Annotated in this window: 8 protein-coding genes and 1 CRISPR repeat array (1 of these 9 only partly in view); of the genes, 4 read left to right on the forward strand and 4 right to left on the reverse strand. The window is 40.0% G+C overall.

The features are described 5' to 3' along the window. Window positions 1-11 precede the first annotated feature (11 nt). The 3 genes from HWQ43_RS16055 (at window position 12) to HWQ43_RS16065 (ending at window position 10,969) form a co-directional block, all read left to right on the forward strand. A complete protein-coding gene (locus HWQ43_RS16055; RefSeq protein ID WP_292735546.1) occupies window positions 12-3,929 on the forward strand; it encodes a DNA methyltransferase in 3,918 nt (1,305 codons plus the stop codon). A gap of 47 nt (window positions 3,930-3,976) precedes the next feature. Further along, the gene (locus HWQ43_RS16060; RefSeq protein ID WP_292735549.1) at window positions 3,977-9,313 is read left to right on the forward strand and encodes a DEAD/DEAH box helicase; all 5,337 of its coding nucleotides are present in this window, start codon (window positions 3,977-3,979) and stop codon (window positions 9,311-9,313) included. 198 nt (window positions 9,314-9,511) lie between these two features. Then, window positions 9,512-10,969 (forward strand): RNA-binding domain-containing protein, encoded by a 1,458-nt coding sequence (locus HWQ43_RS16065; RefSeq protein WP_190895669.1) that lies wholly within the window; start codon window positions 9,512-9,514, stop codon window positions 10,967-10,969. Between the two features lie 606 nt (window positions 10,970-11,575). Here the strand turns inward: HWQ43_RS16065 and HWQ43_RS16070 are convergent. Continuing rightward, window positions 11,576-11,836, reverse strand: coding sequence for a helix-turn-helix transcriptional regulator (locus HWQ43_RS16070; protein WP_190895668.1), 261 nt, complete (start codon window positions 11,834-11,836; stop codon window positions 11,576-11,578). A 121-nt stretch (window positions 11,837-11,957) separates the two neighbouring features. On the opposite strand from HWQ43_RS16070, the gene HWQ43_RS16075 reads away from it, so the two are divergent. Then, on the forward strand, window positions 11,958-12,359 hold the full coding sequence (locus HWQ43_RS16075) for a hypothetical protein (RefSeq protein ID WP_292735561.1): 402 nt from the start codon (window positions 11,958-11,960) through the stop codon (window positions 12,357-12,359). Between the two features lie 75 nt (window positions 12,360-12,434). Here the strand turns inward: HWQ43_RS16075 and HWQ43_RS16080 are convergent, their stop codons facing one another. From HWQ43_RS16080 to HWQ43_RS16090, 3 genes are read right to left on the reverse strand one after another with little or no spacing between them, the layout of a single operon-like run. Next, a complete protein-coding gene (locus tag HWQ43_RS16080; RefSeq protein WP_292735564.1) occupies window positions 12,435-12,989 on the reverse strand; it encodes a TniQ family protein in 555 nt (184 codons plus the stop codon). After that, entirely contained in the window at window positions 12,943-13,797 is an 855-nt protein-coding gene (locus tag HWQ43_RS16085; RefSeq protein ID WP_292735567.1) for an ATP-binding protein, read from the reverse strand. Before HWQ43_RS16085 ends, HWQ43_RS16080 begins: the two co-directional genes overlap by 47 nt. 3 nt (window positions 13,798-13,800) lie before the next feature. Then, window positions 13,801-15,660: a transposase gene (locus HWQ43_RS16090; RefSeq protein ID WP_292735569.1), complete on the reverse strand. Its 1,860-nt coding sequence runs from the start codon at window positions 15,658-15,660 to the stop codon at window positions 13,801-13,803. 692 nt (window positions 15,661-16,352) lie between these two features. Next, window positions 16,353-16,788: direct repeats of the CRISPR family, unit length 37 nt; unit sequence CTTTCAACCCACCACCTAACGGGAGGGCTGTGGAAAC (it continues 107 nt past the right edge of the window).

Raw genomic sequence — 16,788 nt, forward strand, 5'->3', positions numbered from 1 at the left:
GTGCGTCAGAGATGAGTGTAGCAATAATTACATTAACAGGCGTTCAGATTGAAGGTAATTTATTAGCAGCAGATATGACTGCTGAATTGTTGGCAGGTAATTTTAAAGGGCAAGCACCAGAGGATTTTGGTTTTAGCAAAACTGATAAGCTAGCAGATGAAATTGCGATCGCATGGGGTGATGCTAAAGCTTATTGGGCAACATTTCAACGGCAATTAGACAGGTTAGATGCAGATGATACCGCTACCAGCGTTACCCGCGAACTGTGGGTAGTTCCCTTACTACGAAGTCTCGGATATAACCCTGTTTACACTGCTAAAGCCGAAGTGGTAGAGGGACAAACTTATGCGATTTCTCATCGTGCGGAATTAGGCGAAAACAAGCCACCTATCCACATTATTGGTTGTCGCATCAAGATAGATCATCGTCCTCCCAATGGCATACCCAGGTTATCAGCACACGCACTGGTGCAGGAGTATCTTAACAAGACGGAACATCTGTGGGCGATCGCAACTAACGGTTTTCGCTGGCGCTTACTGCGCGACTCTTCCTTGATGACTCGTCTTACCTACGTTGAATTTGACTTAGAACAGATTCTCAACGGTGAGAACTTTGCCGAGTTTGGGCTATTTTATCGGTTGTTTCACCGTTCCCGCTTGCCTGAAGGTATGGATGATGCCGATAAGTGCTTGCTGGAATATTACCACCAAGAAGCACTGCAACAGGGCGGACGGGTACGCGACAGACTCCGGGATGGGGTAGAAAAAGCACTAATACAGTTAGGCACTGGTTTTCTACAACATCCCAGTAATGAAAACTTGCGGCAGAAGCTTGCTGCTGGTACAGAATTAACAGATATCGGATATTATCGCCAACTGTTGCGGCTGATTTATCGCCTGCTGTTTTTGATGGTGGCAGAGTGCCGTAATTTATTAATTGGTGAAGATGTAGAGAAAGCAAGAATCTACCGAGAATATTACAGCATTGAGCGACTGCGAGAGTTAGCCGAGCGTCCCCATTGGCGGCGGGAAGGCTTTCAAGATTTATGGCAGGGTTTGCGGGTTACATTCTTGCTGTTTGATGAAAATTGGCGGGGAAAATATTTAGGATTATCACCATTAAATGGCGATTTATTTGGTTCGTACACTCTACCAGCTTTAGATGATTGTGCTATTGATAATCACGATTTGCTAGTAGCGATTCGGGAGTTATCATTATATCAAGATAAGGGGCAATTACGACGGGTAAATTATGCTGCCTTGGATGTGGAAGAATTGGGTAGTGTATATGAAAGTCTCCTTGATTTTCACCCAGAAATTTCTCCTAAAGATTATGAATTCAAACTAGTATTTGGTAGTGAAAGAAAAACTACTGGTTCTTACTATACGCCACCGCAGTTAGTAGGACAACTGATAAAAACAGCTTTAGAACCTGTAATTGAAGAAAAACTTCGCACTACGAAAGAAAAGCTTCGGAATGCAGAAAGCAATTACGAATTAGAAAAAGCACTTCTCGACCTCAAAATTGTAGACCCCGCCTGTGGTTCGGGTCATTTTCTCTTAGCCGCAGCACGTCGGGTAGGAAAGGAATTAGCTAAAATTCGCACTGGGGAAGCTGAACCAGGTAGTGAACCTTTAAAGTTAGCGATTCGAGATGTTATTCAAAATTGTATTTATGGGGTGGATTTAAACTCCTTGGCTGTTGATTTGTGCAAAGTAGCCTTATGGATTGAAGGTTTTTCTCGCGGCTTGCCTCTTAACTTTTTAGACCACAGGATTAAGTGTGGAAATTCCCTTGTGGGAGTGATGGATTTGAGTTGTTTGGATGAAGGAATCCCTGATGAAGCGTTTAAGCCATTAACAGGTGATGATAAAAAACTATCTACACAGCTTAAGAAACGGAATAAAAACGAACGAGAGAAAGCAGGACAACTATCAATTGATGAGAAGTTAGAAACTGATAGCGTAGATTATGCAGAAATGTGGCGACAGTTGGGGGTAATTCCTGAAACCACACCACAACAAGTTAAAGATAAGCAAAAGCAATATAAAGAGAATCTAACTGAATCTAGTTGGTGGTTGAAATATTCTGCTTGCAACTTATGGACAGCAGCATTTTTTATGTCACTAACTGAGCATCATTTACAGTTACTACCTACAACTGAAGCATTAAACCGTTTAAAGCGTGAACAAGTAGAAAAAGTTCGTAAATCAGAGGATAACTACGAATTAAGGATTACGAACTACGAATTAAATAAGATTGTAGATGCAGCGAATAAGTTAGCTGAAGAAAACCACTTTTTTCACTGGTGTTTAGAATTTCCTGAAGTATTTAATGTAGGTGGATTTGATTGTGTTTTAGGAAATCCACCTTGGGAAATGATTCAACTTGATCCAAGAGAGTTTTTTGCTGTTCGTTGCCCAGAAATTGCTGAAGCTAAAAATATGTCTGTTCGTGATCGGATGATTACACAGCTAAAAAATAACAAATCAATTTTATACGCTGAATTTGAAATAGCCAAGCATAAAATTGATGCTCAAAACAAGTTTTTACAAACTTCAGGAAAATTTCAGTTAACAGCAAAAGGCAGAATAAATACTTATGCAGTCTTTACAGAACTTTTTAGTAAAATAATAAAGCACGAAGGGAAGGCTGGGTTAATTACCCCAACAAGTATTGCGACCAAGAACTCAACTAAAGACTTCTTTGAATCAATCGCAGTAGGAGGAAAGATTGAGGCACTTTTTGACTTCTTTGAAATCCGCAACTTTTTCTCTGGTTCACAGAGCAGAGAGCCTTTTTGCATTCTCGTAATACGCGGTAGCAGGAGTGACGCATCTACAAAGTTTGTGTTTAAGATAACCAACCTATCTGATATTTATGATTTGAACAGAATAGTAGAAATAAACCCAAATGATTTTGAATTACTGAACCCAAACACAAAAACTTGCCCTATTTTTAGAACTAAAATAGATGCTAAATTAACAAAAAGAATATATCAAAGTTTACCTATTTTAGAAAATGAGCATATAGGATTTAATTGTTGGAATGCTTCACTTATGATAATGTTTATGATGAACACAGACAGTATCCTATTTAAGGATAAATCAGAAAGTGGCTTAGTTCCACTTTTTGAAGCTAAAATGTTTCATCAGTTCGATCATCGCTTTGCAACCTATGAAGGAGCATCACAATTAAATTTAAATTCTGGCATCCTACCTCAAGCAACAGATGAAATGAAGCAAAATAAGGATTTTGCTGTTCAAAGTTTTTACTGGATCGAGCAAAAAGAAGTCGAAAACCGATTACACGGTAAGTGGAACAAAAAATGGATTTTGGCTTTTAGAGCGATTACTAATGCAACTAGTGAAAGAACTTGTATCTTTAGCATTACTCCGCTTTGTGGTTTTGGCAATAGCGCATTTCTAGTAACTACAAAAATAGATAATGTGTCTTTAATCTCATGCCTATTAGGCAATTTTAATTGTTTAGTATTTGATTATTTTTCTCGGCAAAAAATAGGCGGTAATAACCTTAATTTCTTCATACTTAAACAACTCCCTGTCATTCCCCCAGAAGCTTACACACTTAAAAATATCGAATTTATCAGCACTCGCATACTTGAATTAGTCTACACCGCCTGGGATTTACAACCCTTCGCCATAGATATGGGATACGACGGTGAACCCTTCATTTGGAACCCCAACAGACGCGTATTATTAAGAGCAGAATTAGATGCATATTATGCCAAACTCTACGGACTCACCCGTGATGAACTGCGATATATCCTAGACCCTGCTGATGTCTACGGCGCAGACTTCCCCAGCGAAACATTCCGCGTTTTGAAGAATAACGAAATTAAGCAATTTGGTGAATACCGCACACAAAGATTGGTATTAGAAGCTTGGGACAGAATGTTTAGTTCTTAAACAATAAAGCTAAACCTTAAGACTTATCAATTTTAACAATTAAAAATATGGCTTTTACTGTAAAACTAGAAGAATTATTACAGCAACCTGAAAATGCAATTTTACCTATTAGCAATTTATTAGGTCAGAAATTAGCATTGCTAGATTGTACAGGAGTGATAGCTGTTACACCCGAACAATTAGCCCTTCTATTTACGGGTATTCCTCAAAGCTGGGATGTACAAGAAATCGAAGAAATCTTCAACTTTTCTACTATTACTCAAACTTTTAACTACCAACTTCGAGAATGGATTGACCAACGCTTAGGTCGAACAACTCCTCAAGTACCAGTAAAGAGTAATTCATCCTCTCTCACCAATTCTCAATTTCTTGATATATTTAATTTCCGTAACGAAGTAATTGGCGACTATCGCCGCTATATTGAAAGCTTCCTCAAAATCCGCGACGAAAAAGTAAAAGCATTTGTCGATAACGAGTTAGAAAAAGGTCAACTTTGGACTGACCCTTTAGTGCAACTTAACCCTAAATATCGTCCAGGCGCATCTGTCACTACATTAGTACAGCAAGGTGTTCTCCATCCCGACTGTACACGCTACTTCTCACAAGATGGTAAACCTTTTACCTTCCACTATCACCAAAAAGAAGCCTTTGAAACAGCACAACGTCAAGAACCCTACGTTGTCACCACAGGAACGGGTTCGGGTAAAAGCCTAACTTATGTTGTACCCATCATTGATGATTTGCTACACCATCCTGAAATCAAAGGAGTTAGGGCTATTTTGGTTTATCCCATGAATGCCCTAATTAATTCTCAGGAAGAAGAATTAAGAAAATTTCTCAAACAAGTACCTAACACCCATATTCGCGTTGAAAAGTACACCGGGCAAGAAAAACTAGATAAGAAAACCGAAATTCAAAACAACCCGCCCCAAATCTTGCTCACAAATTACGTGATGCTAGAGTTAATGCTCTCTCGCACTCACGAAGATAAATTAGTAGCATCCCCCAATTTAAAATTTCTGATACTAGATGAACTGCATACTTACAGAGGACGGCAAGGTGCAGATGTCGCCATCTTAATTCGCAAACTTCGGCAACGCTGCGGCCAGAAACTTCTGTGTATTGGCACTAGCGCCACCATGTCTTCCGAAGGTTCCCGCCAGCAACGCCGTCAGGTAGTGGCAGATGTTGCTAGTAAATTATTCGGCGTAGAAATTCAACCCAGCAACGTCATTGATGAAACTTTAGAACGTTCTATCAAAAGTGCTGCACCCACCACCGAAAAATTGCGGGAAAGCATTATCCAAGGTTTACCCCCAAAGCCCGAACAAACCTTAGACGCTTTTAAACAGCATTCCCTAAGCCACTGGGTAGAGATGAACTTTGGTTTAGAAGACAAACAAGGACATCTCGTCCGCCTCACACCCATCACCCTAGAAACAGGTGCAAATCAACTCGCAAATGAAACCCAACTCAACGAGGAAACTTGCTTAAATATCCTCAAACAGATATTTCTTTGGGGAAGCAAAACTAAGGGATTGGCATTCCGCCTGCATCAGTTTATTTCCCAAGGGGGTAGCGTTTACGCCACCATTGAAAATCGAGACAAACGACTTCTCACCCTGGAAGGCCAGTACACAACCACCGAAAACCGCCTGCTTTATCCCCTCGTCTTTTGTCGGGAATGCGGACAAGACTATTATGTGGTACGCTACGATTCGGAAAAAGATATTGTACTGCCCCAATTACCCACAGCCTTAGATAGTCTTGACAATGAAGATATCAAGGAAGGCTACCTAACCCTTGATGAACCCGGACTTTGGGATAAAGAAGACGAAGAGAGACTTCCTGACTCATGGTTTAAAGAAACTAAGAGACAAGGGCGTATTCCCGAAAAAAAATATGCACCTTTTATTCCCCACAAACTGCAAGTTCTACCCAACGGTAAAGTCATAAACTCTGTATTACAGGGAACTACCTGTTGGTTTATTCCCAAACCCTTTCTTACCTGTCTCCACTGCGGTGTATTGTACGATCAAAAGAAAAACGAATTTACCAAACTCTCTCGTCTAAGTAGTGAAGGACGTAGTACCGCAACAACTCTACTTTGTCTTTCTACCGTCAGTCGCCTCAAGCAAGTTTTCACTGGCGAGAAAGCCAAAGCCGCAAAAATCCTCAGCTTTACTGATAACCGTCAGGATGCTTCATTACAGGCAGGACATTTCAATGATTTTGTCCAAACCAGTTTCTTACGGGCAGCTTTGAATAGTGCTATTCAAGAAAATGAAAAGTTAACTCACAAAGCACTTGCGGCGGAAGTTGTCAAACAGATGGGTTTATCTCAAGCAGATTATGCAATCGAAGCCGCAGAATTTGGCTTTGGTAAACGCAAGAATGAAGAAGCTTTTAGCAATTTAATTGAATATCGGCTATACGAAGATTTGCGTCGCGGTTGGCGAATTGTCCAACCTAATCTAGAACAATGCGGTTTATTAAGCATAGAATACGCCGAACTCTTAGCAACTTGTGAAAATACTCAACTCTGGCAAAAATACCGCCATCCAATTCTACTACAAGCCTCACCATCACAAAGATATTTTGTTGTTAAAACCTTCCTCGACCACCTCAGAAAAAAATTGGTAATTGATGCGAAAATTTTACAACGAGAGGGTACAGAACAACTGAAAAAGGAAGTATCCCAAGCACTAAAAGACCCTTGGACAATTGATACTTTTGAATATTTACACGAAGCTAGTTGGGCAAGCCTCAGCCCCACGGAGAAAAAAGGTAAATCACGGCGGAATACAATTAGACTGACTTTTCGTGGTGAAATCGGGCGCTTTCTGCGTTCTAATCGGGCATGGAATTGGTTGCAAAAACCTTTGCCAGAGTCAGATTATAACCAATTAATTAATGCTCTGGTAAATGCTTTGGCAGACGCAGGTTACTTATACAAGAAAGAAGAAGAAGTCCAACTAAAAATTAATTCAATGGTCTGGGTAGCCTCAAAATTAAGTGAAATTCCCCCCGACCCTTTAACCTCCCGTCGCTTGCAGGGTAGCGACAGAAATACTTCTGTCAACCAATTTTTTCAAGACTTCTACCAAACTAACGCTCATCAAATTAAAGCACTAGAAGGGCGAGAACATACCGGACAGGTAAAAAACGAAAACCGCCAGAAACGAGAAGACGCATTCCGTCATGGCAAATTAGCAACTTTATTTTGCTCCCCGACAATGGAATTGGGGATAGACATTTCCGACCTCAGCGTTGTCCATCTGCGGAATGTTCCCCCCAGTCCAGCCAACTATGCCCAACGCAGTGGTCGCGCCGGCAGAAGTGGACAGGAAGCTTTAGTAATTACTTATGCCTCCATTGGTAGCGGTCACGACCAATATTTCTTTAAACGTCAAAGTCAAATGGTTGCTGGTGTCGTCGCCCCACCCAAATTAGAACTAGCAAACCAGGATTTAATTAAATCTCACGTATATTCAATTTGGCTGGCACACACTGGCTTATACCTGGAAAATTCCATGAACCAAATTCTGGAGTTAGATTCGCCGGACTGTCCGCTAAAAGAAGATGTAAGTCAGCGAATCACTATGAGTCAGGAAAAATTAGCCAAATGTCTGGCAGCTACAAAACTGATTTTATCTGATACTTTCTGCCAAAACGATCTGAACAAAACCTCTTGGTATTCTGAAAATTGGTTACATTTTACCCTAGAAAATGCAGATAATGCCTTTGATCGAGCTTGCGATCGCTGGCGTAGACTATACAAAGATGCAGTTGAACAATTAGAAAAAGCCCGCGACAGCACAAGTCGTTACACCAGAGGCTATGCGACCCAAGAAGAACGGGATATCGCTAAAGCCCAAGAAAAAGAAGCACTGCGACAAATTGACCTGTTAGTAGGACAAGTCCAAGGCAAAAGCAATAATCAGTTTGAATTTTACCCCTATCGTTACTTTGCTGCCGAGGGATTTTTACCTGGGTTTAACTTCCCCCGCTTACCAGTCCGGGCATTTATTCCCACAGAGGAAAGTGGCGAATTTATTTCCCGCCTCCGCAGCGTGGCTTTGAGAGAATTTGCCCCTGGTAATGTTATTTACTATGAGGGTAGTAAATTTATGGTGGCTAAAACCAAAATCCCTGTTAGTGGTGCTGACTATCAACGGGTAAATGTCTGCTTTAAATGCGGTTATTTTCATGAAGGGGCAACCAGTAACCGCGATACCTGTGAGAACTGTGGGGCAAAACTTGCCGATAGTAACAATAATAAGGCTTTACTTACACGCTTATTATCAATGGAAACTGCGCTCGCTTGGAGACGAGAACGCATTACCTGCGACGAAGAAGAACGCCTGAAATACGGTTACAACATCACCACCCATTTCCGTTACGACCAGCAAAAACGCCAATCAGCAACGGTACAGACTGCCGATGGTACAGAATTATTACGTTTAACTTACGGCGCTACGGCAGACATCTGGCATATTAATCGCGGACTGAACAAGAAAAAAAGTGAGGAACGAGGATTTAAACTTGATATCAAAACTGGTATTTGGGGCGATGCCAAAAACGACTCAGCAAAAGATAGCATTCACGCCGACGTTAACTTAATGGTGAAAAACACCTGCAATATTCTGGTTGTTGAACCATTAGGTGTACCCACAGACGAAAGAGAAGCTTTTATTGCCACCCTGCAATATGTATTGGAAACTGCCATCCAAGCAGTGTACAAATTAGAAGCCGATGAACTCGACTCCGAACGCCTGGGAGACGGAAAATATTTGCTGTTCTGGGAGGCTACGGAAGGCGGCGCTGGTGTCCTTTCTCAACTATTAGAAAAACCGAATGCTTTTCAAAAAATAGCCGATGCAGCTTTAGATATCTGCCATTTCAAAGAACCTAAAGATACCTGTGTCCAAGCTTGCTATGAATGCTTACTTTCTTACCGCAACCAGTTCGACCATGCTTTGATAAATCGTCATCTTATCAAACCCTTACTTGATGAACTGCAAAACAGTACAGTGCAGGTAGAAGGAATATGCCGTGATGAACAGTATCAACAACTCCTGCAACAAACAGACCCCAATTCCGAATTTGAACGCATAGTTCTAGATGAAATTTATCACGGTGGGTATAAATTACCCGATACTGCACAAGAATTGATTCCAGAGTCAAACTGTAAGCCAGATTTTCTTTATAAAGAAAATTGCATTGCTGTTTTCTGCGACGGTTCAGTTCATGACAGCTCTGAAAAACGCAAGCAAGACCAAATTGAACGGGATAATCTCAAGCACAATACCAGTTACCATATCCTTACTCTACGGCATGATGAAGATTGGCGAAGAGAGTTGACAAAACTAGCAAGTTTGTGAATGGCTTTAGAGTGCGATCGCTTTTATTTGACCCAAAATATACTGAGCAGATAGTATAATTAATTTGTAAAATTACGATATTGAATTTAAATAGGAAACAGGAGAATTAGATGAAAATCAATTAAAAAGTTCATTTTTGTATTTATTATATACTTTTCCTAATTTGATATAGCGTTCTTACCAGTCTGAAGCAGCAATATGGATACAGTTCATTTAAAATCAATATTACTCGCACTAACATCATTACCTCATGAAACAGAGTGGGTTGAATTTAAAGTAAATAATAGTAGCCCAGAAGATATAGGGGAATACTTATCAGCTTTATCTAACTCTGCAACTTTACATGGAAAAAATACCGCTTATATTGTGTGGGGTGTGGATGATATTAGTCACGATATATTAGGTACTAAATTTAAACCTCGGTTAGAAAAAATTGGAAATCAAGAACTAGAAAATTGGCTAGCAACCCAATTATCTCCTCGAATAAACTTTAAAATCTATGAGTTCACTTTTGAAGAAAAAAATATAGTTTTTTTTGAAATACCTAAAGCAAACCATGTTCCTGTTCGCTTCAAAGGAGTTGAGTATATCCGTGTAGGTAGTTACAAACAGTTGCTTAAAGATTTTCTTGAGAAAGAGCGGGAATTATGGGCTTTATTTTCGCTTGAGCCATTTGAAAAAAGTATAGCTTTAGAAAGTTTAGCGGCGGATGAGGTCATAACAAATCTAAATTATCCAGCTTATTTCGATTTGACAAAACAAAGTCTACCAGATAATCGGGATGGCATAATACAACGATTAATCTCCGAAAGACTTATTGTACAAAGAACAGGTAATATCTTTGATGTAACAAATCTAGGAGGTATTCTTTTTGCAAAAGATTTACGAAACTTTGAACGCTTGTCTCGAAAGGCTATTAGAGTAGTAATCTACAAGGGTAAGAATAGGGTTGAGAGCCAGCGAGAGCAAACTGGCATCAAAGGTTATGCTACTGATTTTGAAGGAATGCTAGGGTTTATTAATGACCAACTACCTAAAAATGAGCAGATTGGTCAAGCATTTCGCAGAGAACAACGGATGTACCCAGAACTAGCTATTAGAGAATTAGTTGCGAATGCAATTATTCACCAAGATTTTAATATAAGTGGTACGGGGCCGCTCATTGAAATTTTCACTGATAGAATTGAGATTACTAATCCAGGTGTACCGCTTATTGATACAATGCGGTTTATTGATCAACCACCTCGTTCTCGTAACGAGGATTTAGCTGCTTTTATGCGCCGTATTAACATCTGTGAGGAGCGGGGAAGCGGTATTGATAAAGTTATCCTAATGGTAGAGCTTTTCCAGTTACCTGCCCCCGAATTTCAAGTTACAACTAATCACACAAAAGTCACACTTTTTGCTTATAAGAAGTTGGCCGATATGGACAAAGCTGATCGAGTCCGAGCTTGCTACCAACATGCCTGTTTGCGCTATGTATCCAATGATCGCATGACGAACTCATCACTACGAGAGCGGTTCTCTATCAAAGATGAGAACTACTCAATGGCATCCCGAATCATATCAGACACAATCGATACGGGCTTGATAAAACCTTACGATCCAGAAAATATGTCTCGCAAACATGCTAAGTATGTACCATTCTGGGCATGATTCGTCTTCTACAATTCTTATGTGACTGTCATGTGACTGAATGAGAGGTTATCTGTAAAATTGCAAAATCTTAAATTGCTGAAACTATTAACCAGCTTGGTTTTCACCTATTTTTTAATTCCTTATGCTTATGTGACTGGCATATCCACGCTTGGCTTAGATGAAAGTTAAAAGTAGGAATTGTCTACACTTCTTCTGACGCTTTGCCATTCCTGCACAAAGTATAAAAAATGTGAGCATTCCTCATACCTCCATTGATTAGGGGGAACACTATCCGCAGTTAGCACATTTTACAATAGGCGTAATTAGTGATGGTATTCAGAAAAAATGTACTTACGTAAAGTGAATACCTTGCTAATGCAATCAATGTTATTTTTACTACATTCCAGTATTTGCAGGAATAAAAATAGCAAGCCGCCCTTAGGCTTCAACACCACCATCTCCTCCAAGACATTTAGAGGTCAATAAATCTTTTGACGCTTCACCATTTTTGCAAAAGGCAGGGAACAATGAGTGCATTCGCCTAGCTCCCAATCAGCAGGGATTGGGAATGGTGTCTCACAGTTAGTACATTTTGTTAATAAACCCAACTGGTGGCGATCGCACTCACGCCACATCAACAATAGAAACAACCTTATCATCACCACCATCCGGGGCATATTCTAAAAGCTCACCAGGCTGACAATTCAACGCCCTGCAAATCCCGTTTAAGCGTTCTGGTGTTAATCGCGGCATCTCGTCAACCTTGCGAAGTCTATAAACCGAATTTTCTGTTATCCCTAACACCTCTGCCAAGTCCTTGTTTCTAACTCGCTTTCGCGCCATCACTTCATTTAATTTCCAACGAATCACTTTATCCAAAGGCATATCACTACATCCTCAGTTTAGTAGCTACTAGACGTAGATTTCTCTACTTATCAGTATCTATACTTACAAGTAGATTTATAACATTCTAAGTTTTATTAATCTACACTTGACGCAATTCTACGTGTCACGTAGATTAAGTGATAGAAAAAACAAAAGCGATCGCTCTCCGGGAAGAGTCTGCGATCGCCTTTTGTGCAACCCCATTGATGAGGTCATTCACATGATTACACAAGAAGTATTTGATAACCAAAGTTTGGCACAATCCGAGTTCGAGGAATACGTTGAGGAGTTAGCTGATGCAGTAGCACCAGAAATTGAAATCGACTCAGTGCCAGATGATCTTGGAGAAATGTACCGAGTTTGGTATGGTTCTCAGCTTCTCGGAACTTTTTATCAGAATTTTGAGGGCAAATGGGTAGCACAACCCTGTAATAGAGATGAAAGACCTTGTTGTAACACTCCTGAGTTAGCACAGATTTTCATCGTCGCTGTCAATGGTTTGCTAGTAGCGGATGTAGCCTAATAACTTTCATGCATTAATTTTCCATTACCTGGAGACGTGAACTTAATCACGTCTTTTTCTTATTTAGAGTTTTTTTCAATAGCGCTTCTGACGCTTCACCATTTTTACAAAAGGCAGGGAACAATGGGTGCATTCCCCTAGCTCCCAATCAGCAGGGATTGGAAATGGTGTCTCACAGTTAGTACATTTTGTTAACAAACCCAACTGGTGGCGATCGCACTTCATTTTCTTCTTGAACTGCCATTCAATGCGGTGACAAGGAGCTTCTGCATAGCAAGTACCACATAACCGAATTGGCCTGGGTTTCATAGTCATACCCTTTGGTGGCAGCATCTCATATAATCTTTCGACCTGCACACCAATTAGCTTACTCAAAGCTTTTAATTCCTCAAAACTCGGAAAGGGATTGAAATAAAGCTTCTCCCATCGCGTTGTGATAGCACCAAGACCAGTAATTTTTCCTAAAGAATATCCTGAAGGAAGACTGTTAGCCTTAAATCGGCGCAAGCGTCCCAGATAATGACTGATGCTTTCATTTGGATATGGCTCAACATAGCCCAACCTTGGCAGAATGTCATAATCTTCATTTATTGCTATTTCTGTTTTCTGGGGGAATGTATTTTCTGCCATACCGACTGGCGATTTTTTCTAAAATGCTTTGATCAACTTTGCCAAATCCATGCTTGAGTGAATGTAAAACTGCCTTCGTCAGTATTTTGACTAGCAGTCCTATTCGCGCACCCGTACTTTCAGCTAGAATCTCGAATATAGGACTGCAAGATAAATTAGAAGCTTCAGGCAGAGCCAGAATATCGAATTCAATTGTACTTAGTGTTTTCTTAAAATCATCGTATTCTAGGCGGTCAAACTCATACAGTGTTGGAAAGCTAGTCAACAAATCAAAATCGGCCAAGATTTTATCTAGCTCCTGTCCTCCAACTAAGACGACAGGAACATGACATTCGTCAAAAAGTTGTTTAAGGTCTAGGAGTGCTTCTCTTTGGAGATTTTCAGCATTGTCAATAATGACCTGTTCTATCCCAAATAATTCAAGACTACCAGCCAATCTTGGACGTAAATCTACCCGCTTACCTGTTGGTGCTGCGTGGTTAATATCCTTAAGAATTTGCGAAAATAGACGCTTGGAACTTGATGCTGACCAAGCTCTTACATACGAAAGTTTTTTCCTATCCTCTTGGCGATAGTGAAGAGACGCTCGGCTTTTCCCCACATCTCTAGGGCCAATTACTCGACCGCATTGTTTCAGTATCCGCAACTCATCTAACCATCTGAAATATTCTGAAGCACGATCGGTTGGTATGAAGCAATTATTGAATATCTCTTCAACTTCAACGACTTTAGCAAGTTGAGCATTTAAATCTAGCTCAGGAGCTAAGGCTTCAACGGAGGACTGAATAGCAAGTTGCGATCGCGCCATAAATTACCAAATCTTCTTCAAATGTTGTTTACGGTTAGGGACAAGCAGCTTGTGTCTCTCCTGCTCTTGAATGTCAGCTTGACCCGATAGTTCTGGTTGCATCTCTGTTTTCGGAAGCTGTATTTCTTCCCTTGAAACTCTCTCTGGCAAGAGTTCCAGTTTGTCATCTTTGTTTGAAGAAACATTAGCTCTACTTTTCCTCAGTTCAACAACATTTGAGGTTTTCTTGGAAGCTGAACGTAGACGCTTTTGCTCTGAGCGTCTTTTTTCCTTTTTGTCTTCTTTACGTTCCTCTACAAGTTCCTTCCGTTTACCTAATGCTAATAAGGCATCATAGTTAAAATGCTCCTTACGAGCTTGACTTCGCTCTTTATTCAAGGCTTTCAATTCTTCTATACTCAAATCATGGGTATGCATGTTGACGGCATGAGCATAGCCCAAGAAATCTTCTAAATTATCATTAGTTTCGCAACTGTAGATATATAAAGTAAGGATATGGTCTGGATCATATCTCAGCGTTACAAATTCACCTCTATATGCCTTGAGTGATTCTCCTCGATAAATCAGGTTCTCAAACTGTATAGATCCATGCGCTTGAACAACTCTTTGAGCTTCCTTCATCAAGCAAATATCTAATTCTCGCTCATCCAAAGGTTCAGGTAGTTTTCTTCCCATTCCTGTAAACCAGCGCTCAAATCTTGTTTCGCGGGGATCTTTGGGATATGGTTCGTGGTTATAAATATCACAAAAGAAACTAGCTAGGATCTTGTCTATATCTTGTATTTTCAAACACGCTTCTTTCTCTGCATTTTTGGGTCGTTCCTGAACATTTGCCCCTGTATAACCAGGTAAATCTTTGAGAACTTGAGTATTAATAGTTTTAAAAATGCGTTCTACAATACCGCCTTCGGGAGGGCGATCGCGTAGTTCACATTTAAATCCTAGTTTCTTACCAATGGCTTTTAGATGTTTTGATCCCAAATCTTTTCCACCATCAGTAAAAAAATATTGCAAAGGAGGGCCACATATTTCCCAAACTTTATTTAGCTGATAATCTTCAGGATAGTTCTTGGGCAAAATAGCATGTCTTAAGGCTAAAGCCACCTCTGTAGAACCTGGTTGTTTGATCCATAAGTGGAAACCAACAACACAGCTTGAAAAAGTATCCACAACAGTAGTTAGCCAAGGACGGTCAGACAATAAATTACCATTCCTATCAACTATGCGAATATCCAGTTTGGTATGGTCGCATTGAATAATTTGGTTACTAAAGTCAGCCTTCAGTAGCTGTCCATCTTTTGTTACAACTGTCATCCAAGATCCCGAACCCGGATTTCTGACTTTTGTCTTCTGTTTATGTTGTGCAATTAAAGGATCTAAAATCCTATAAACAGTAGCTTGATGAGGATAATCTCCTGGTTTGAGCTTCAGGTCAACGATCGCGTGTCGCTTTACTTCGCGAACTACAGATGCTGGGGAAATTGGATGTTTGTCTTTAATACTCTTTTCATAAATTGTTTTGAGAAATTCTTGCCAGTATTCGCTGACTCGATATTGTCCTTTATCTGAGCGTTGTACTCCTGCTGATTCTGATAACCTGTCATCATGGTATTGCTTGAGGAGACGTTCTACCTGGCGAGTAGAAACACCAAGAGTATTTGCAACAGCCTGCTTTCTCTGAGACTTAATCGTGCGATTCGGTGATTCAGCAAGCCACTGGATCAGATTAAATGTCAGTTTATGCCTATCTGATGTTTCCAGAATAATTTGAGATGGATCTACAACAAAATTACTCTTGTCAAGAAAAATAGCATCTGGAGCTTGCGTTAATTCTTCCGTGAATTCAAATTGTTTGTCTGCCATTGGAGTGATAAACACTCATGAATAATTAAGGTACTAATGTACCATTCATTGACTAAGAAGACGACATACAATTTGATAAATACCTAAATCTTAACAAACGACATTTAATTTGAGAATATAGGATTTACGACATATAAAATGCGAATTAGGCAAATTTATTTTCTGTGTAAGTAAATAGTTTATAATCCTTACAGGATAGAGGTTTCAGCTATTTAGATGCTGTTGCGACATATCTGAGAATTGCGACATTTAATTTGCGAATGTACATGTACATTAAATAATTATTGTCAGTTTTAAAGAATTAATGTCCATTTTTTCCAAGTTAAGGGGCGTAAGTTACGTATTTTCGAGGCTTTCAGCAATCAAATCAATTTTAAAGAATTATTGTCCAGAGTTGGAACCAGTTTTAAATAATTATTGTCCAAAATCAGCCTGTAAAACTCGGCTAAATATATGTTTTCTAATTTAATTGATTACATTAAGCCCAAGGATCTTTAATTACAAGAATAGCTTTAAAGCACTTTATTTGCAGTCTAATTACAAAAATATATAACCTCTTCTTTTGCTGTTTTCACCCAAGCAGAGGCTCCATTACTATAAAATAGCTGCGTTTTACGTGCGATCGCAGCACTCCTTTCAAACCACCCTAATACAAAATTATATTGCTAAAGTGGTGTCTTCAATCATAAGAATTTTCAACCCACCACCTAACAGGAGGGCTGTGGAAACTGGTCTAGAATAGGCACTAATTGTTGGTGCGCGCTTTCAACCCACCATCGAACGGGAGGGCTGTGGAAACTGGCGTACTTTCACCGCGAGTATGTTCTGTCTACCACTTTCAACCCACCACCGAACGGGAGGGCTGTGGAAACTCCGGTGTAGATTTATCTTTTTCCATGTCGTAATAGCTTTCAACCCACCACCTAACGGGAGGGCTGTGGAAACCTCTTTGAAAATCATCATCAAACTGGTTATTATTCTTTCAACCCACCACCTAACGGGAGGGCTGTGGAAACACTGAATCCTTGCACCCTCAATATTGACTGGCCCTTTCAACCCACCACCTAACGGGAGGGCTGTGGAAACAACTGCTTTTAGATACGGTGGGACAAGTCCGGGCAAACTTTC

Origin of the sequence: Nostoc sp. JL31, from assembly GCF_017114965.1 — a bacterium.
GTDB classification, from domain to species: domain Bacteria; phylum Cyanobacteriota; class Cyanobacteriia; order Cyanobacteriales; family Nostocaceae; genus Nostoc; species Nostoc punctiforme_A.

Coding starts and splice junctions, on each gene's coding strand:
- HWQ43_RS16055 (WP_292735546.1), top strand. CDS start 12: ATGAGTGTAGCAATAATTACATTAACAGGCGTTCAGATTGAAGGTAAT.
- HWQ43_RS16060 (WP_292735549.1), top strand. CDS start 3,977: ATGGCTTTTACTGTAAAACTAGAAGAATTATTACAGCAACCTGAAAAT.
- HWQ43_RS16065 (WP_190895669.1), top strand. CDS start 9,512: ATGGATACAGTTCATTTAAAATCAATATTACTCGCACTAACATCATTA.
- HWQ43_RS16070 (WP_190895668.1), bottom strand. CDS start 11,836: ATGCCTTTGGATAAAGTGATTCGTTGGAAATTAAATGAAGTGATGGCG.
- HWQ43_RS16080 (WP_292735564.1), bottom strand. CDS start 12,989: ATGGCAGAAAATACATTCCCCCAGAAAACAGAAATAGCAATAAATGAA.
- HWQ43_RS16085 (WP_292735567.1), bottom strand. CDS start 13,797: ATGGCGCGATCGCAACTTGCTATTCAGTCCTCCGTTGAAGCCTTAGCT.
- HWQ43_RS16090 (WP_292735569.1), bottom strand. CDS start 15,660: ATGGCAGACAAACAATTTGAATTCACGGAAGAATTAACGCAAGCTCCA.